Raw genomic sequence first — 15,023 nt, 5'->3', positions numbered from 1 at the left:
GGGATACCTGTCTTTTTTATATTTGGCAATTACTCTTTATGTAAATCTAAAATCAAAATTTTAGAACGACGTTGGTAATTATAAAGTGCTTGTTTTTCAATCGGTAGCTTATCAATTTCAGCTGGTTCAAATCCTTTTTCTTGAAACCAGTGTATGCTGCGAGTTGTCAAAACAAACAGCTTTTCTAACCCTAATTGCTTAGCATGTGCTGAAATACGTTGTAGCAAAACTTCACCACGACAAGAGCTGCGATAATCAGGGTGTACTGCAACACAAGCCATTTCACCAATTTTTTCTGATGGATAAGGGTAGAGTGCTGCACACGCAATAGTCATATTATCGCGTTCAATTATGGTGAATTGGTCAATTTCAATTTCCAATTGCTCTCTTGAACGTCTGACTAAAATACCTTGTTGTTCTAATGGGCGAATAAGTTCGAGTATGCCACCAATATCATTAATATTCGCTCTACGAACTTTTTCTGCACTCTCCATGACGATTTGAGTACCAATACCATCACGAGAGAATAACTCTTGAATAAGAGCACCATCAGATTGATAACTAAGTAAGTGGCTACGCTCTACACCACGACGACAGGCTTTAACTGCACCGCGTAAGAATCTCACTGTACCTGAATGGTAATCACCTTCTGTTTGTAGCTCTCGAATTTTATCTTCGGCTTGATTAGGTAATAGTTCAGAAACAATGTGTCCTTCTTCATCGACAACACCTTGGAATGAACAAAAACCAATTATTTTTTGTGCTTTAAGCTTTATAGCAAGCTGTGTTGCTACTTCTTCTGAAGTGAGATTAAAGCTTTCACCCGTCACAGATACCGCAACTGGGCCAATTAATACAATGGCATTACTGTCTAATTGACGGTGAATAGCCTCTTCATCGATACGACGGATTTTTCCGCTATGACAATAATCAACACCGTCATCAACCCCTAATGGTTGAGCAATCACAAAGTTACCACTGACAACATTAATATGCGCACCTTGTAATGGCGTATTGCTTAAACTCATTGATAGGCGAGCCGTAATATCGAGTTGCAACGTACCCGCAGCTTGTTTAACAATTTCCAAGGTTTTGCTATCTGTGATGCGCGTATATTTATGATAAATCGGAGATACCTTTTGCACTTCAAGAGCTGTATCTATTTGTGGGCGAGCACCATAAACAACCACTAAACGAATGCCTAGGCTATGTAATAACCCAATATCATTAATGATAGATGGGAAGTTTTCGTGAGCAATGGCTTCACCACCCAGCATAATGACAAACGTTTTGCCTCTATGTGCATTAATATACGGAACCGAGTGGCGGAATCCATCGACCAATTCGGTGCTACGCTCTTTCATAAAACCCTCTCAAGTGAATTTTTATTCGTATTTAATGTATTTTTATTCTTTTTGGAGAGGAATGGCAAGTAAAATCCTATCTTATTGTTTTCCCTGAAGGCAGAATATTCGTGTAAAAGTGAGTAATTGTGCTGTTTTTAAGTGACAGTGAAGTGTGGATTGGGTAAAGTTTTTCGTTCTTAACTTTTTTTATCTCTTTTTAGAGTTTATTGACGTTAATCGTTTTTTTGGAATATTTTCATGAGTCATTCTGAGCACAATCAAACTCGTCGTCGTCTTGTTAAAGGAATTGGCGCGTTATTATTGTTAAGTGTTAGTCCTGTTGGTCTTGCTGCCACAGCATCTATTGTTGCTGTGAGGGTTTGGCCTGCCTCGACTTATACTCGCGTGACTATAGAATCCAGTACACCACTGAAATATCGTCAGTTTGCATTATCAAATCCTGAACGTATTGTGGTGGATTTAGAAGGTATTCAACTTAATAGCACACTAAAAGGTGTTGCTAATCAGGTTCAGACTAGCGATCCCTATTTAAAACTTATTCGCGTTGGTCAAAATACACCTAAAACAGTTCGACTGGTATTTGAAGTAAAAACGCCTGTACAACCACAAATGTTTACGCTTAAACCTGTGGCTGAATTTAAAAACCGTTTGGTGTTAGATTTCTACCCAAGCCACGGCGCTGACACGGAAGAAGATCCTCTTTTAGCGCTATTACGTGAATATAACGACGGTGATTTACAACAAGCTGTACCAGCACAAACCGATACACGTAAACCGGGCAGAGCAGGGCGAGATAGACCGATTATTATCATGATCGATCCTGGCCATGGTGGAGAAGATCCGGGCGCAATAGGTAAATATAAAACACGTGAAAAAGATGTGGTTTTACAAATTGCTCGTCGCTTAAGAACGCTTATTGATAAAGACGCCAAAATGAAGGCGTATATGACACGCAATGAAGATGTCTTTATTCCATTGACAGTACGTGTTGCTAAAGCGAGAAAAATGCAGGCAGATTTATTTGTCTCTATCCATGCTGATGCGTTTACAAACCGCTCTGCAAGAGGTTCTTCTGTTTTTGCATTATCAAAAACGGGCGCAACCAGTAACACTGCACGCTATCTTGCTCAAACACAAAATGAGTCTGACTTAATTGGTGGGGTGAGTAAAAGTGGCGATCGCTATGTAGACCATGCAATGCTCGATCTCGTACAAACTGCGACTATTAATGACAGCCTAAAATTCGGTAGTGAAGTACTTAAGTTATTAGGCGGTATTAATAAACTGCATAAAAATAAAGTCGATCAGGCGGGTTTTGCGGTATTAAAAGCCCCTGAGATCCCTTCTATCTTAGTAGAAACGGCTTTTATCAGTAATATCGAAGAAGAGAAAAAACTAAAAACCGCTAAATTCCAGCAACAGATCGCAGAGTCTATTTTCAAAGGGATCAAAGCTTATTTTGCTAATGGTGGTGAATTAACGTTAGCAGACCGTAGCTAACCTCTTCCTATATCTTTTTTATATTCCAGTAGAAAGCCAAGATCATACGCTTTCTATTGGAGCTTCTTATTGTGTTTTCAGCACAATAAATCTATCCAATACAATGCGTTATTGAAATAAAAGAAATGTAGTATAGAAATCTATGATTGATAAGATTAGGTTTGTGAATTAAGAGAGAAAGTAAAAATAAGAAGGAATTTTGAAGAGAAATTGGTTGCGGGAGCTGGATTTGAACCAACGACCTTCGGGTTATGAGCCCGACGAGCTACCATGCTGCTCCATCCCGCGACTGAATTGTTGTTTATAGAATTGGTTGCGGGAGCTGGATTTGAACCAACGACCTTCGGGTTATGAGCCCGACGAGCTACCATGCTGCTCCATCCCGCGACTGATACTATAACTTACTGCTTTGTGAATTGGTTGCGGGGGCCAGATTTGAACTGACGACCTTCGGGTTATGAGCCCGACGAGCTACCAAGCTGCTCCACCCCGCGTCTCCACAGAGGGGCACTATACTCAGGATCTGCCGAGTTGCAAGTTTTTTATGAAATTTTTACAGTTTTCTTTTAAAAACGGTCAGAAATAACACATCAAGATGCAAATTTAGGCAGTTATACTCGTCCTACTTCAAGTTATTTAGAATATATACTTGATGTTTAAAAGTCATATTGATTGGGTGATAATAGAAAGTCTTAGCAATCGGTATATTCATATCTTTATTGATTTTGCTTTGGTATCTTTCTAAGTCAAAATCAACACTCAAATTTAGTCATTAAGCGGGTCAAAAATGGTTACTTGGCGAAAATCGTTAATTTTAGGTATGTTAGCGCTTGCCTTGACAGGATGTCATCGTCCAACAGAGCAAGGGCAACAGTATAAAGATGGAAAGCTTAAGCAAGATCTCATTGAGGTAAGTTCGCCAAACACACAAGGTACACCCATTAATGGCCCTGATTACTTACAACAAGTAAGTCAGATAAACCAGACATCATCTCGTTTGTACAATAGCAACAAAGAGACTTATCAGGCAGTTGAAAACTGGTTGCGCTCTGGTGCAGATACACGTCAATTACGTCAATTCAATCTTTCTGCATTTCAAATGGAAGGGGTTGATAAGTACGGAAATGTTCAATTTACTGGATATTACACGCCGGTTCTTGAAGCTCGTTTAACGCCACAAGGTGAGTTTCAATACCCTCTTTATAAAATGCCAACAAATAGTCGTTCAAAATTACCTTCTCGTGCTGCTATTTATAATGGGGCATTAAGCCAATCTTTAATTGCGGCTTACAGTAACTCCATTATGGATAACTTTATGATGGAAGTTCAGGGAAGTGGCTATGTTGATTTTGGTGATGGTAAACCTTTAACCTTCTTTGGTTATGCAGGGAAAAATGGACACCCTTACCGTAGTATTGGCAAAGTGCTTATTGATAATGGTGAAGTAGAAAGAAAAGATATGTCTATGCTCGCTATTAGAGATTGGGCTGATAAGCACAATGATGCTGAAGTAAGAAAGTTATTAGAAGAAAACCCATCATTTGTTTTTTTCAAACCAGAGCCTTTTACACCTGTTAGAGGTGCTAGTGCCATCCCACTTGTTGCACTCGCCTCTGTGGCTTCGGATAGAAGCATTATTCCAGCAGGGACGGTGTTACTGGCTGAAATTCCTGTACTTGATAATGCAGGTAATTTTACAGGTGAATATCAAATGCGTTTAATGGTGGCATTAGATGTGGGTGGTGCAATTAAAGGGCATCATTTCGATATTTATCATGGGATTGGTAAAGATGCTGGTCATATGGCAGGTTTTTATAATCACTATGGGCGAGTTTGGGTATTAAAAAAATCACAACTTAACTTATTAAACCCTTCGTCATAAACATGATTGACTATTTATCTGCTCGTTATTAACGGTAAAATTATGCAAACGACATGGCTATTGATATTAATAGCCATGATTATTTCTGTTATTTAGGTTGTTATCGCATTATGCAAAATTCATTATCAGATTCATATTTACAACGCTTTTCTGGAATAGGGCGACTCTATGGGCAAAAAGCGCTGTCTTATTTTGCTCAGGCTCATATTTGTGTCGTGGGTATAGGTGGCGTCGGAAGTTGGGCCGCTGAAGCATTAGCACGCAGTGGTATTGGTGCTATCACCTTAATTGATATGGATGATGTGTGTGTAACCAACACTAATCGTCAAATACATGCGTTGAAAGAGAGTGTGGGCCAACCAAAATGTGAAGTGATGAAACAGCGTATTTTAGAAATCAATCCAGAATGCAAAGTGACTAGTATTGATGATTTTGTCACGGTGGATAATGTCGCTGAAATGATGAATAACAACTTTGATTATGTCATCGATGCAATTGATAGTGTAAGACCAAAAGCTGCATTATTAGCTTATTGCCGTCGTTATAAAATACCCGTGATCACAACAGGCGGTGCTGGTGGGCAAATTGATCCAACACAAATTCAAGTGGTTGATTTAGCAAAAACAATTCAAGATCCTTTAGCTGCTAAATTAAGAGAGCGTTTGAAATCTGATTTTAATGTCGTAAAAAATAGTAAGGGAAAACTAGGGATCGATTGTGTTTTCTCAACAGAACAACTGGTTTATCCGCAGGGTGATGGAACGGTTTGCGCAGCAAAAAGTACGGCAGATGGTGTAAAAAGAATGGATTGTTCAGCGGGTTTTGGTGCCGTAACGATGGTAACGGCGTCGTTTGGTTTTATTGCGGTGTCTCATGCTTTGAAGAAGATGTTAGCGAAGGCACAGCGTGCTCATGATACTCGTCATACTTCAAGTTGCAGCGTTGTTTGACGAATACTCGTCATACTTCAAGCCACAGCGTTGTTGACGGCGTTCATTCGCACTAGTCACATACTTATGTATGCTCCTAGCGACTCATTCACTTGTCGCCTAGCTGTGACTTGAATTATTTAGAGTATCGACTGGTTATATATTAACTTATTAATAAATTTTATTTTTGATCACAGGTTATATGTTTCTAGCGACTCATTCATTTGTCGGCTAGCTGTGACTTGAATTATTTAGAGTATCAAACTTAATACTGGGAGGTGAGTGATTTCAATCGTGCGATAATCGCATTCACTCCGTCAGTGCGAGATTGGCTAATTTGATTAGCCAATCCTAATTGAGCGAAAATAGCTAACATATCGATATCAGCTATTTCTTGCGCCGTTTTATTTTCAACAGTGGCTAAAATAATAGTCAGCAAGCCTTTTACAATACGACCATCACTATCACCATAAACATGGTATTTGCCGTCATTGTTTAATTCGACACCAAGCCACACTCTATTTTCACAACCTTTGATCTCTTTTTCTGTCGTTTTTAATTCATCAGGTAATGCGGGTAATTTACGTGAGAGTTGAATTAATTGACGGTATTTATCTTCCCATGCTTTTGATTTTTGGAAATCCTCCAGCAAGATAGCTAAGGTAATTTCATGACCAAATGGGTGCTGGGTTGCAAGCAAAGGTGTGTTGTTATTCATTTCAATTATTCATCTTTTAAGAGTGTTAGAGCAAATTTAACGGCATTAATAAAAGCATCAATATCAGCACGTTGATTATAAGGCATAAAAGAAATGCGTAAACAGCCTGAAATATTTAATGAATCAATAAGAGGTTGCGCACAGTGTTGCCCTGTACGTAATGCAATACTTTTTTCTGCGATTAATGTGGCTAAATCACTGTGATGAACACCTTCAAAATTGAAAGAAATAACAGATGAATTGGCGGCTCGGTAACTGATAAATCCATCTAACTCACTGAGGCGCTTCTCTGCTTCATCTGCAAGCTCAAGAGCATATTGATTAGCATGATGCATATCTTGCTTTTCTAACCATGCTAATGTGGCTGAAAATGCAATAACACCAGCAACATTAGGTGTTCCAGCTTCAAAACGCTGAGGAATAGGCGCTGGAATAAATCCATCAAATGTCGCGTTAGTTAGCATCTTTCCGCCACCATGCCAAGGTGCCATCGTTTCTAAAAGCTCACGTTTACCATAACAAATACCTAATCCATTAGGGCCATAAAGTTTATGAGCAGAAAAAACATAGAAGTCGATATTGAGTGCTGTAACATCTGTTGGGTGATGAGCAATACCTTGTGCTCCATCGACAACCAGTAAGCAATTATCATATTGGTGAACACATTGAGACACTTTATCTAATGCGATTTGAGCGCCTGTCACATTCGACATTTGGCTAACGGCGACAATTCGTGTTCGTTTATTGATTAAAGCATTTAAGTTATCAATCGAAGGTAAAAAGTTATCCTCTATTGCCCAGCGGATCACGCGTGCGCCTGTCTGTTCTGCCAATATCAACCAAGGTATAAGGTTTGCATGATGTTCTTGCTCACTAACAATAATTTCATCACCAGCCTGTAACCGCGGACGAAAATAACCTTGAGCAATAAGGTTGAGTGATTCTGTGGTGCCTTTTGTCCAAATAATCGTATCACTATCAGTACTATTGATTAACTCGGCAACTTGTTGACGCGTCGCCTCATATTGTTGAGTTGTTTCTTTGGCATGTTGATATTGGCTACGGTGAACGGTTGCAAAATTATAGCGATAAAACGCATCTGAGGCCTCTATCATGGCAAGAGGCTTTAATGCTGTCGCTGCACTATCGAGATAAATAGTCTTTTCTTTAAGTGCAGGAAATTGTTGTCGAAATAAATCAGGTGAAAATACGTTCATAGTTAGGCTGTATTGGTAGACGAATAAATTTTCGCGATTTGTCGTTAAAAATAGGGCGTATAGATTATACGGTTAATTATATTTATTTATAACGGAAACCTAGGAGTATCCGTTTGTTCTGGCTCATTGTACCCATAATAACACGATTAAGATGGTGAAAGTTCACTCAATAAAAAATCGCTGAGATCAGATTAATATCCTATTTTTTCTTGTTTAAATTTATTTTGGATAAATCGTGGTGAGTTTTTTTAGAATAATGATGATAAGTCCATTATAAAAAATGGATGAAAACATCAAATTGGTGTGTGTGAGTAATGAAAAAATAGAGAAAAATAGGGAATAAAAAAAGCACCGCCTTGGCGGTGCACTATAAAATCACTATGGACAGACAGGGTAAATGTACAGGAAGTGAAAAAAAACAGTAGCATCAGCTACTAAGTCTGGAATTTCCAGACAACTTGCAAACACAACATCACAACCACAAAGCCAAAAGTTTTGCAGTATTACTACTACACAACTTTTCGTTCCGGCTTAGGAAGTGCGCTTACTATAGGTATTTACTGGCTAATCATCAAGGGACAATTTATAATGCTTCGCATAAAAAAAACTAATGATGAAAGTTAGGGTCTACTAATAGCCAAAATAGGGGTTTAAGAACCGAATATGTCTAAACGTTTACCGCCATTAAATGCGCTTAGGGTTTTTGATTCAGCGGCACGTCATTTAAGTTTTACTAAAGCCGCTGAAGAATTATTTGTGACACAAGCAGCAGTGAGCCACCAAATTAAAACATTAGAAGAATTCCTTGGGCTAAAATTATTTAGAAGACGCAACCGATCTCTTTTATTAACAGAAGAAGGGCAGAGCTATTACCTCGATATTAAGGAAATTTTTTCATCAATTAACGAGGCAACTCGCAAATTATTAGCTCGAAGCGCAAAAGGCGCACTTACTGTTAGCCTTTCTCCAAGTTTTGCTATTCAATGGTTAGTACCACGGCTATCTGGATTTAACCAAGCTTATCCGGGGATTGATGTGCGAATTCAGGCTGTTGATCGAGAAGAAGATAAGCTGGCTGACGATGTTGATGTCGCCATTTTTTATGGTCGAGGAAATTGGACAGGGTTACGTACAGACCGTCTTTATGCGGAATATTTAATTCCTGTTTGTGCGCCATCTTTACTTACAGGTGAAAAACCACTAAAAACCCCATCCGATCTGATTTATCATACACTGCTACATGATACATCTCGTCGAGATTGGCAAGCTTATGTACGTCAATTAGAGATACAAAATCAGATCAATGTGCAACAAGGGCCTATTTTTAGCCATAGTTCAATGGTGATACAGGCTGCTGTACATGGACAAGGTGTTGCATTAGTTAATAATGTAATGGCTCGTAGTGAAATAGAATCAGGTCGATTAGTAAGACCTTTTCCAGATGTCCTTGTTAGTAAAAATGCATTTTATTTAGTTTGCCAAGATAGTCAGGCTGAATTGGGTAAAATTGCGGCTTTTCGCCAATGGATTTTATCTCAAGCAGCGAATGAGCAAGAAAAGCTGGGTTTACTGACATCATCTTAATATTGCGATTGGCAAATATCTCCTAGATAGGAAGGAATAAACAGTGAATAGTCGTACATTGCTTATGTTTTCCGCGATTAGTGGCTTCTTTTATGTTGCTTTTGGTGCATTTGCAACTCATAAGCTGGCACCTCATTTATCGCCACAACATTGGGATTACATTCAGTTAGCGATGCGCTACCAAATCGTCCATACCTTATTACTTGTCGGAATAGCGGCAATGTTAATGCGTAAAACCATTTTATGGTTTTATTGGGCAGGTATTTTCTTTGGTGTTGGTATTCTACTTTTCAGTGGTAGCCTTTATTGTATGGCGCTAACACAAGTTAGGTTGTTATCTTATTTTACGCCAATTGGTGGATTTAGTTTTCTTATTGGTTGGGCTTTAATTTTTATTGGCGCTTTGCGTCTAAGGGCACCGGCGTCTCGCCATGAATAAAGTTGCATTATATTGTCGCCAAGGTTTTGAAAAAGAGTGCGCGGCTGAGATTACGGATAAAGCAGGTCAAATCGGCGTTTATGGCTTTCCTCGTGTTAAAGAAGGAAGTGGTTATGTGATTTTTGAATGCTATCAAGAAGGTGAAGCAGACAAGATCGCGCGTGAAGTGAATTTCCGTGAATTAATTTTTGCTCGTCAGATGTTTGTGACAGGTGAATTACTTAAAGATTTACCGCCAGAAGATAGAATTACACCAATTGTTGGAATGCTAAAAGGTGCTGTCGAAAAAGCGGGTGAATTGCGAGTTGAAGTTGCAGACACTAACGAAAGCAAGGAATTATTAAAATTCTGCCGTAAATTTACGGTGCCATTACGTAATCATTTACGTAATGAGAAAATTTTGCTGAAAGTTGAGAATTTTAGCCGTCCTATTATCCATGTGTTTTTTATTGCACCGGGATGTTGTTATGTTGGCTACTCTTATAGTTTCAATAATTCCGCATTTTATATGGGTATTCCTCGATTAAAATTCCCATCTGATGCGCCAAGTCGTTCGACACTGAAACTTGAAGAAGCATTTCATATTTTCATTCCTTATGAGGAGTGGGAAGAGCGTTTAGCAAGTGGAATGAAAGCGGTCGATTTAGGGGCGTGCCCTGGTGGTTGGACATATCAATTAGTGAAACGCAGTATGATGGTGCATGCTGTTGATAATGGCCCAATGGCACAATCTTTGATGGATACAGGGCAAGTTCGTCATCATCAAGTTGATGGCTTTAAATTTGAACCTACTTCTAAAAATATCACATGGCTTGTTTGTGATATGGTTGAAAAACCAGCTAAAGTGGCTGCGTTAATGACGACTTGGATTGCCAATGAATGGTGTCGAGAAGCTATCTTTAACCTAAAACTGCCAATGAAAAAGCGTTATGAGGAAGTCTCTCATATCCTTGAAAAAATAAAGTCAGAATTAGCAGAAAAAGGGATCAACGTTAAGATCCAAGCTAAGCACCTTTATCATGATAGAGAAGAGATCACGGTTCATATCCAAAATATTTGGGCGGCTTATCGACCAGATCGTGAATTCTAAAAACACGTAAAGTACATCGATTTATTGATGACAATAAAAGGCGAAGCTTCTATTAATAAGCTTCGCCTTTTTAATGGCTAGTCATTTAAATAAATATCAGTGAGTTGAGTCTTAATAATTGAGAAATTGGTTATTTTAAACGTAACTGTTGTAGATTGCCGTTTAATTGAATATCAGTACGTAATGTGGTGATTTTTCGGCTGATAAATGCAGACTCTTTATGAGTAATAAGTTTGTTTTGCCATTTAGTAGGGACATCATCAATATGCTGATAAAGCGATTCTAGATCCGGGTGAATTTGTAAAAGCTCGGTGGCACTTTTCGGTCCGATACCGGGGACACCTGCAACTTTACTGCTACTTACACCCGTTAATCCCCAATAGTCGGTAAGTTGAGAGGGCTCGACACCAAATTCGGCTCTAATAAACTCTAAATCTAACCAGCGTCGTTGAAAATAATCGCGTATACGAATAGAGGGCGAAAGTAATTGGCAATAACCTTTATCCGTTGAAATAATCGTGACTCGAAAACCTGCATTTGCTACTTTGGTTGCCAATGTTGCTGCAACGTCATCTGCTTCATCACCGCCCGAGTGCCAGCTCTGTATTCCTAAATTAAGCAACATGGCTTTAATTTCAGGTAATTGTTGCCGTAAGTCATCAGGCATTGGTGTGCGACCCGCTTTATAATCAGGTAAGAGCTGATGTCTCCAACTACCGTCTCTGTCATCTTCATCAAAGACCGCTACGGCATGAGTAGGTTGTGTGTGCCCAAGCAGTTGGTTGACGCTCTGTTCACACACAGTCTGGCAGGAAGAACCTGATGCCGCATGAATGCGGCGGATCAGGTTTAAAGCATCAATAATCAGCAAATGTATCATAATAAATTAGCTGATAATCTCATAACATGGCTGGTAAGCTGTACCGCCCGGAAGTTTCATACGATGTTGCTCAACAAAGCCCGCTAATAAAATATCCATGCGACGCATAATTTCACGATCACCATGAATTTTATAAGGGCCATAAGCTTCAATCGCCTTCATACCCACTTCTTTTACGTTACCTGCAACAATACCCGAGAACGCACGACGTAAGTCGGCCGCTAATTTCTCAGGTGACTGATCGGTACTTAAGTTAAGTGATGCCATATTTTCATGTGTTGGTTCAAAAGGAAGCTGTAAATCAGCATTGATCTTCATTGACCAGTTAAAGCTATAAGCATCACCAGTACTGCGACGATTATCTTTTACCAAAGGCATATATTTTTTCATGATACGAGCAACTTCAGGTGCATCATCAATAATAATTTGGTAATGGCGTCGAGCTTCGTCACCTAATGTATTTGCGATAAAATCGTCTAATACATTAAAGTAGTCCGCGCTTTCTTTAGGGCCAGTTAAAATCAGTGGTAATACTTGGTCTTGGTTTTCTGGTGACATAAGAATACCAAGCAGATACAGCAATTCTTCCGCTGTCCCTACACCACCAGGGAAAATAATAATCCCGTGTCCAATTCGAACGAACGATTCCAGACGTTTTTCAATATCTGGCATAATAATCAGTTCGTTAACTAATGGATTTGGTGGCTCAGCTGCAATGATTGAAGGCTCTGTCATACCAATAAAACGACTATTTTTATAACGTTGTTGAGCATGACCAACGGCTGCCCCTTTCATTGGTGCTTCCATCGCACCAGGTCCACAGCCTGTGCAGATATTGAGTTCGCGTAATCCTAATTCGTTACCTACTTTTCTGCCGTAAAGGTACTCAGTTTCATTAATTGAGTGACCACCCCAGCAAACGATCATATTAGGATCTTCATCAATATGAAGGGCTCGTGCATTGCGCAAAATCGAGAAAATAGTATTAGTGATATGAGTGCTATTTTCTAAGTTCAGGTGAAGGTCACGTTTTGCGGTTGTGATCTGTCCATGAACAAACAATATGTCACGAAGCACTGCAAATAAGTTAGCTTGCAGTGAGCGAATAATTTTTCCGTCAACAAAGGCGTCTTCAGGAGGATTGACTAACTCTAGTTTTACGCCACGTTCACGGCGCAGTACGTTAATATCAAAATCTTGGTATTTAGATAACAGTTCTTTACTACTATCAGTAAGGCTACCAGAGTTGAGAACAGCGAGAGAACAATTGCGAAACAGCTGATAAAGATCACTGCTTGCGGTTCTCTTTAGCATATCAACTTCTAGCTGTGAAAGCAGATCCATGGAACCTAATGGGCTGACATGAGTTATCACGTAGGACTCCTTTTTCTCCTGAAATAACAAACTGAAGTGCAACTGATCTTGGTATAACACAGATCATATTAACATACAGGCATTATTCCCGTTATTGTCTGGCTAATCGACTAATTTCTGGAACAAACTCACAATTACTACGCCAAGGATTGATGTCTAATCCACCGCGTCGTGTATATCTTGCATAAACAGTTAATGTTTCTGGCGCACATAATTGCATGATATCGTGGAAAATTCGCTCAACACACTGTTCATGAAATTCGTTATGTTGTCTAAATGAAACTAAATAGCGCAGTAGTTTTTCACGATCAATCTTTTTACCCTTATATTGAATAGCGACTGATCCCCAATCTGGTTGATTGGTAATAAGGCAATTTGATTTTAACAGATGGCTGACAAGGGTTTCTTCAACTTGTTTATCGGTTGTTGATTCGTTTAACCATTGCACATCAAACTGATAATTATCAATTTCAATATCTTGTTCATCAATACACTCTCCAGCAAAATCAACAATAGGTTGTGATGTAAAATGCGAAAGTGGATAAATGGTCAGATTAACTTTACCTTTAGCACAAGTCGTTAAATCTTTAAGTAAGGTTTCTTCGACGATATCCCAACTTTCAAAACGAGTCTGATTAAAACTGTTGAGATATAATTTAAAGCTTTTAGATTCAATAAGATTTTCAGTGGTTGCATCTAATTCAACATGACCAATAGCAACTTGTGGTAAGCCTTTGCTATTAAGCCATGAGAGTTCATACATAGTCCAAATATCACCACCATGAAAAGGTAAATTTTCAGCAGTTAAAGAGAGTGAATCTCGATTTAGGCTACGTGGTACACCTTGCAATAATCCGGCATCATATTGATCATGATATTGGGTCTCTTTGCCCAGAGATAATGCTTCAAGAGATTTATCACCTTGATATAAAGACATAACTTACATCCTAACTTTAACTGAAAATAAAAGAAGGCTAATTATACTATTGAAACATCAATAGTATATGAATGCTTTATTTTTGATGCTCTGAATTAGTGAGATAATCAGGTAACATAAAGGAAATTCTTATTTAAATAGATAAAACAGATAATCATGACTGAAAACATCTCCTCTGAATTAAAAGCCTTTACGCAAAAATATGTTGATTTATGGCAAGAAAAATCAGGCTTACCTCCTGCAAGTGAAGATCTTTATGGTGTTCCTTCTATTTGTATATCAAGAACAGGCGATGAAGTTGTTTACTGGTTACCGCAGCCTTTTGTAGGAACAGATAAACTAGAAAAAGTTGAAAAGGCGATGGGAATTATTATTCGTCCTGAATTGCACGATTACTTTACCACTCAGTATGCTGGTGATATGCAAGTTCGTTTTAGAGAGGTAGATTTCAGCTTGATCCAAGTGTGGAGTGAAGAAGATTTTATTCGCTTACAAGAAAATATTATTGGTCATTTAGTGACACAAAAACGTTTAAAACTTACACCCACATTGTTTATTGGTACTACAGATTCAGAGAATGAAATAATTTCTGTGTGTAATGTTTCCGGTGAAGTCATTCTTGAAACTTTTGGCAAAAAGAAAAGAGAAGTTTTAGCTGAAAATTTATCTCTTTTTCTATCTGAATTAGTCGCTGTATATAATGAGTGATGTAGTCTATAAACCTTTTTCCATGTGAGATATATCTTACAAAAAAGAGTGTGTTTTTTTATCAAAAAGTTGTCACTGATAAAAATAAAATTGATTTATTTAAGTAGAGCAATAAGTTATTAACTTATTGTTTTTATTTATAGTTATGACTCTTTAATAGTTTTGATTCTGTGGGTTGTTTAACTAATCAATTATTGGCATTCTACGTCCACCAACTAAGGGACTGCTTGGTGACCGATAAAATGTAGAGTAATCAAGGACACAGGAAATAGGATATTTCCATTTAATGTGGATACGGACTTAATCACAGGGATAGATAAAAAACGGTCTTGCTTGGATGCACGTGTTGTACAGACAACTATTTTTCTTGTCTAAAAGGAGTTTCGGCTCCTTTTATT

General features: G+C 38.5%; 13 protein-coding genes and 3 tRNA genes. 7 read left to right on the top strand and 9 right to left on the bottom strand.

What is annotated here, in order from left to right; all coding sequences use genetic code 11:
• Positions 1-29 precede the first annotated feature (29 nt).
• Positions 30-1,364: an amino-acid N-acetyltransferase gene (argA, locus tag D7029_RS15325; protein WP_088494679.1), complete on the bottom strand. Its 1,335-nt coding sequence runs from the start codon at positions 1,362-1,364 to the stop codon at positions 30-32.
• 240 nt (positions 1,365-1,604) lie between these two features.
• Between argA and amiC the strand changes: the two genes are divergently transcribed.
• Entirely contained in the window at positions 1,605-2,867 is a 1,263-nt protein-coding gene (amiC, locus tag D7029_RS15320) for an N-acetylmuramoyl-L-alanine amidase AmiC (RefSeq protein WP_088494680.1), read from the top strand.
• A 211-nt stretch (positions 2,868-3,078) separates the two neighbouring features.
• Here amiC and D7029_RS15315 read toward each other — a convergent pair.
• From D7029_RS15315 to D7029_RS15305, 3 genes are all read right to left on the bottom strand, one after another.
• A tRNA-Met gene (locus tag D7029_RS15315) sits at positions 3,079-3,155 on the bottom strand.
• Between the two features lie 22 nt (positions 3,156-3,177).
• Positions 3,178-3,254: transfer RNA gene (locus D7029_RS15310), tRNA-Met, on the bottom strand.
• Between the two features lie 30 nt (positions 3,255-3,284).
• A tRNA-Met gene (locus tag D7029_RS15305) sits at positions 3,285-3,361 on the bottom strand.
• Between the two features lie 293 nt (positions 3,362-3,654).
• Between D7029_RS15305 and mltA the strand changes: the two genes are divergently transcribed.
• Positions 3,655-4,749, top strand: a complete 1,095-nt coding sequence (gene mltA, locus D7029_RS15300; RefSeq protein WP_194951141.1) for a murein transglycosylase A — start codon at positions 3,655-3,657, stop codon at positions 4,747-4,749.
• Between the two features lie 110 nt (positions 4,750-4,859).
• Entirely contained in the window at positions 4,860-5,699 is an 840-nt protein-coding gene (tcdA, locus tag D7029_RS15295) for a tRNA cyclic N6-threonylcarbamoyladenosine(37) synthase TcdA (RefSeq protein WP_194952686.1), read from the top strand.
• A gap of 244 nt (positions 5,700-5,943) precedes the next feature.
• On the opposite strand, the gene csdE is transcribed toward tcdA, so the two are convergent.
• Positions 5,944-6,396, bottom strand: coding sequence for a cysteine desulfurase sulfur acceptor subunit CsdE (gene csdE, locus D7029_RS15290; RefSeq protein WP_194951140.1), 453 nt, complete (start codon positions 6,394-6,396; stop codon positions 5,944-5,946).
• A 5-nt stretch (positions 6,397-6,401) separates the two neighbouring features.
• Complete coding sequence (gene csdA / locus D7029_RS15285) at positions 6,402-7,613, bottom strand: cysteine desulfurase CsdA (RefSeq protein WP_194951139.1); 1,212 nt, start codon at positions 7,611-7,613, stop codon at positions 6,402-6,404.
• Between the two features lie 663 nt (positions 7,614-8,276).
• On the opposite strand from csdA, the gene D7029_RS15280 reads away from it, so the two are divergent.
• Genes D7029_RS15280 through rlmM form a run of 3 tightly spaced genes read left to right on the top strand, consistent with a single transcriptional unit; the run spans position 8,277 to position 10,726 of the window.
• Positions 8,277-9,197, top strand: coding sequence for a transcriptional regulator GcvA (locus D7029_RS15280; protein WP_023582728.1), 921 nt, complete (start codon positions 8,277-8,279; stop codon positions 9,195-9,197).
• 43 nt (positions 9,198-9,240) lie between these two features.
• The gene (locus tag D7029_RS15275; RefSeq protein WP_075671732.1) at positions 9,241-9,636 is read left to right on the top strand and encodes a DUF423 domain-containing protein; all 396 of its coding nucleotides are present in this window, start codon (positions 9,241-9,243) and stop codon (positions 9,634-9,636) included.
• Positions 9,629-10,726, top strand: a complete 1,098-nt coding sequence (rlmM, locus tag D7029_RS15270; protein WP_194951138.1) for a 23S rRNA (cytidine(2498)-2'-O)-methyltransferase RlmM — start codon at positions 9,629-9,631, stop codon at positions 10,724-10,726. The genes D7029_RS15275 and rlmM overlap by 8 nt, the downstream gene beginning before the upstream one ends.
• Positions 10,727-10,856: 130 nt before the next feature.
• Here rlmM and xni read toward each other — a convergent pair whose 3' ends face one another.
• From xni to queF, 3 genes are all read right to left on the bottom strand, one after another.
• Entirely contained in the window at positions 10,857-11,606 is a 750-nt protein-coding gene (gene xni / locus D7029_RS15265; protein ID WP_194951137.1) for a flap endonuclease Xni, read from the bottom strand.
• Positions 11,607-11,612: 6 nt separating this feature from the next.
• On the bottom strand, positions 11,613-12,980 hold the full coding sequence (gene ppnN, locus D7029_RS15260; protein ID WP_036913815.1) for a nucleotide 5'-monophosphate nucleosidase PpnN: 1,368 nt from the start codon (positions 12,978-12,980) through the stop codon (positions 11,613-11,615).
• A 91-nt stretch (positions 12,981-13,071) separates the two neighbouring features.
• The gene (gene queF / locus D7029_RS15255) at positions 13,072-13,917 is read right to left on the bottom strand and encodes an NADPH-dependent 7-cyano-7-deazaguanine reductase QueF (RefSeq protein ID WP_165122473.1); all 846 of its coding nucleotides are present in this window, start codon (positions 13,915-13,917) and stop codon (positions 13,072-13,074) included.
• 156 nt (positions 13,918-14,073) lie between these two features.
• Between queF and syd the strand changes: the two genes are divergently transcribed.
• The gene (gene syd / locus D7029_RS15250) at positions 14,074-14,625 is read left to right on the top strand and encodes a SecY-interacting protein (protein ID WP_194951136.1); all 552 of its coding nucleotides are present in this window, start codon (positions 14,074-14,076) and stop codon (positions 14,623-14,625) included.
• Positions 14,626-15,023: the final 398 nt, after the last annotated feature.

This window comes from Proteus vulgaris (genome assembly GCF_016647575.1).
GTDB classification, from domain to species: domain Bacteria; phylum Pseudomonadota; class Gammaproteobacteria; order Enterobacterales; family Enterobacteriaceae; genus Proteus; species Proteus mirabilis_B.
This window is presented reverse-complemented; position numbering and strand designations above follow the sequence as displayed.

Excerpts from the sequence above, each read along its gene's own strand:
- amiC (WP_088494680.1), top strand. The coding sequence starts at position 1,605 with ATGAGTCATTCTGAGCACAATCAAACTCGTCGTCGTCTTGTTAAAGGA.
- xni (WP_194951137.1), bottom strand. The coding sequence starts at position 11,606 with ATGATACATTTGCTGATTATTGATGCTTTAAACCTGATCCGCCGCATT.
- tcdA (WP_194952686.1), top strand. The coding sequence starts at position 4,860 with ATGCAAAATTCATTATCAGATTCATATTTACAACGCTTTTCTGGAATA.
- mltA (WP_194951141.1), top strand. The coding sequence starts at position 3,655 with ATGGTTACTTGGCGAAAATCGTTAATTTTAGGTATGTTAGCGCTTGCC.
- syd (WP_194951136.1), top strand. The coding sequence starts at position 14,074 with ATGACTGAAAACATCTCCTCTGAATTAAAAGCCTTTACGCAAAAATAT.
- argA (WP_088494679.1), bottom strand. The coding sequence starts at position 1,364 with ATGAAAGAGCGTAGCACCGAATTGGTCGATGGATTCCGCCACTCGGTT.
- queF (WP_165122473.1), bottom strand. The coding sequence starts at position 13,917 with ATGTCTTTATATCAAGGTGATAAATCTCTTGAAGCATTATCTCTGGGC.
- csdE (WP_194951140.1), bottom strand. The coding sequence starts at position 6,396 with ATGAATAACAACACACCTTTGCTTGCAACCCAGCACCCATTTGGTCAT.
- rlmM (WP_194951138.1), top strand. The coding sequence starts at position 9,629 with ATGAATAAAGTTGCATTATATTGTCGCCAAGGTTTTGAAAAAGAGTGC.
- csdA (WP_194951139.1), bottom strand. The coding sequence starts at position 7,613 with ATGAACGTATTTTCACCTGATTTATTTCGACAACAATTTCCTGCACTT.
- D7029_RS15280 (WP_023582728.1), top strand. The coding sequence starts at position 8,277 with ATGTCTAAACGTTTACCGCCATTAAATGCGCTTAGGGTTTTTGATTCA.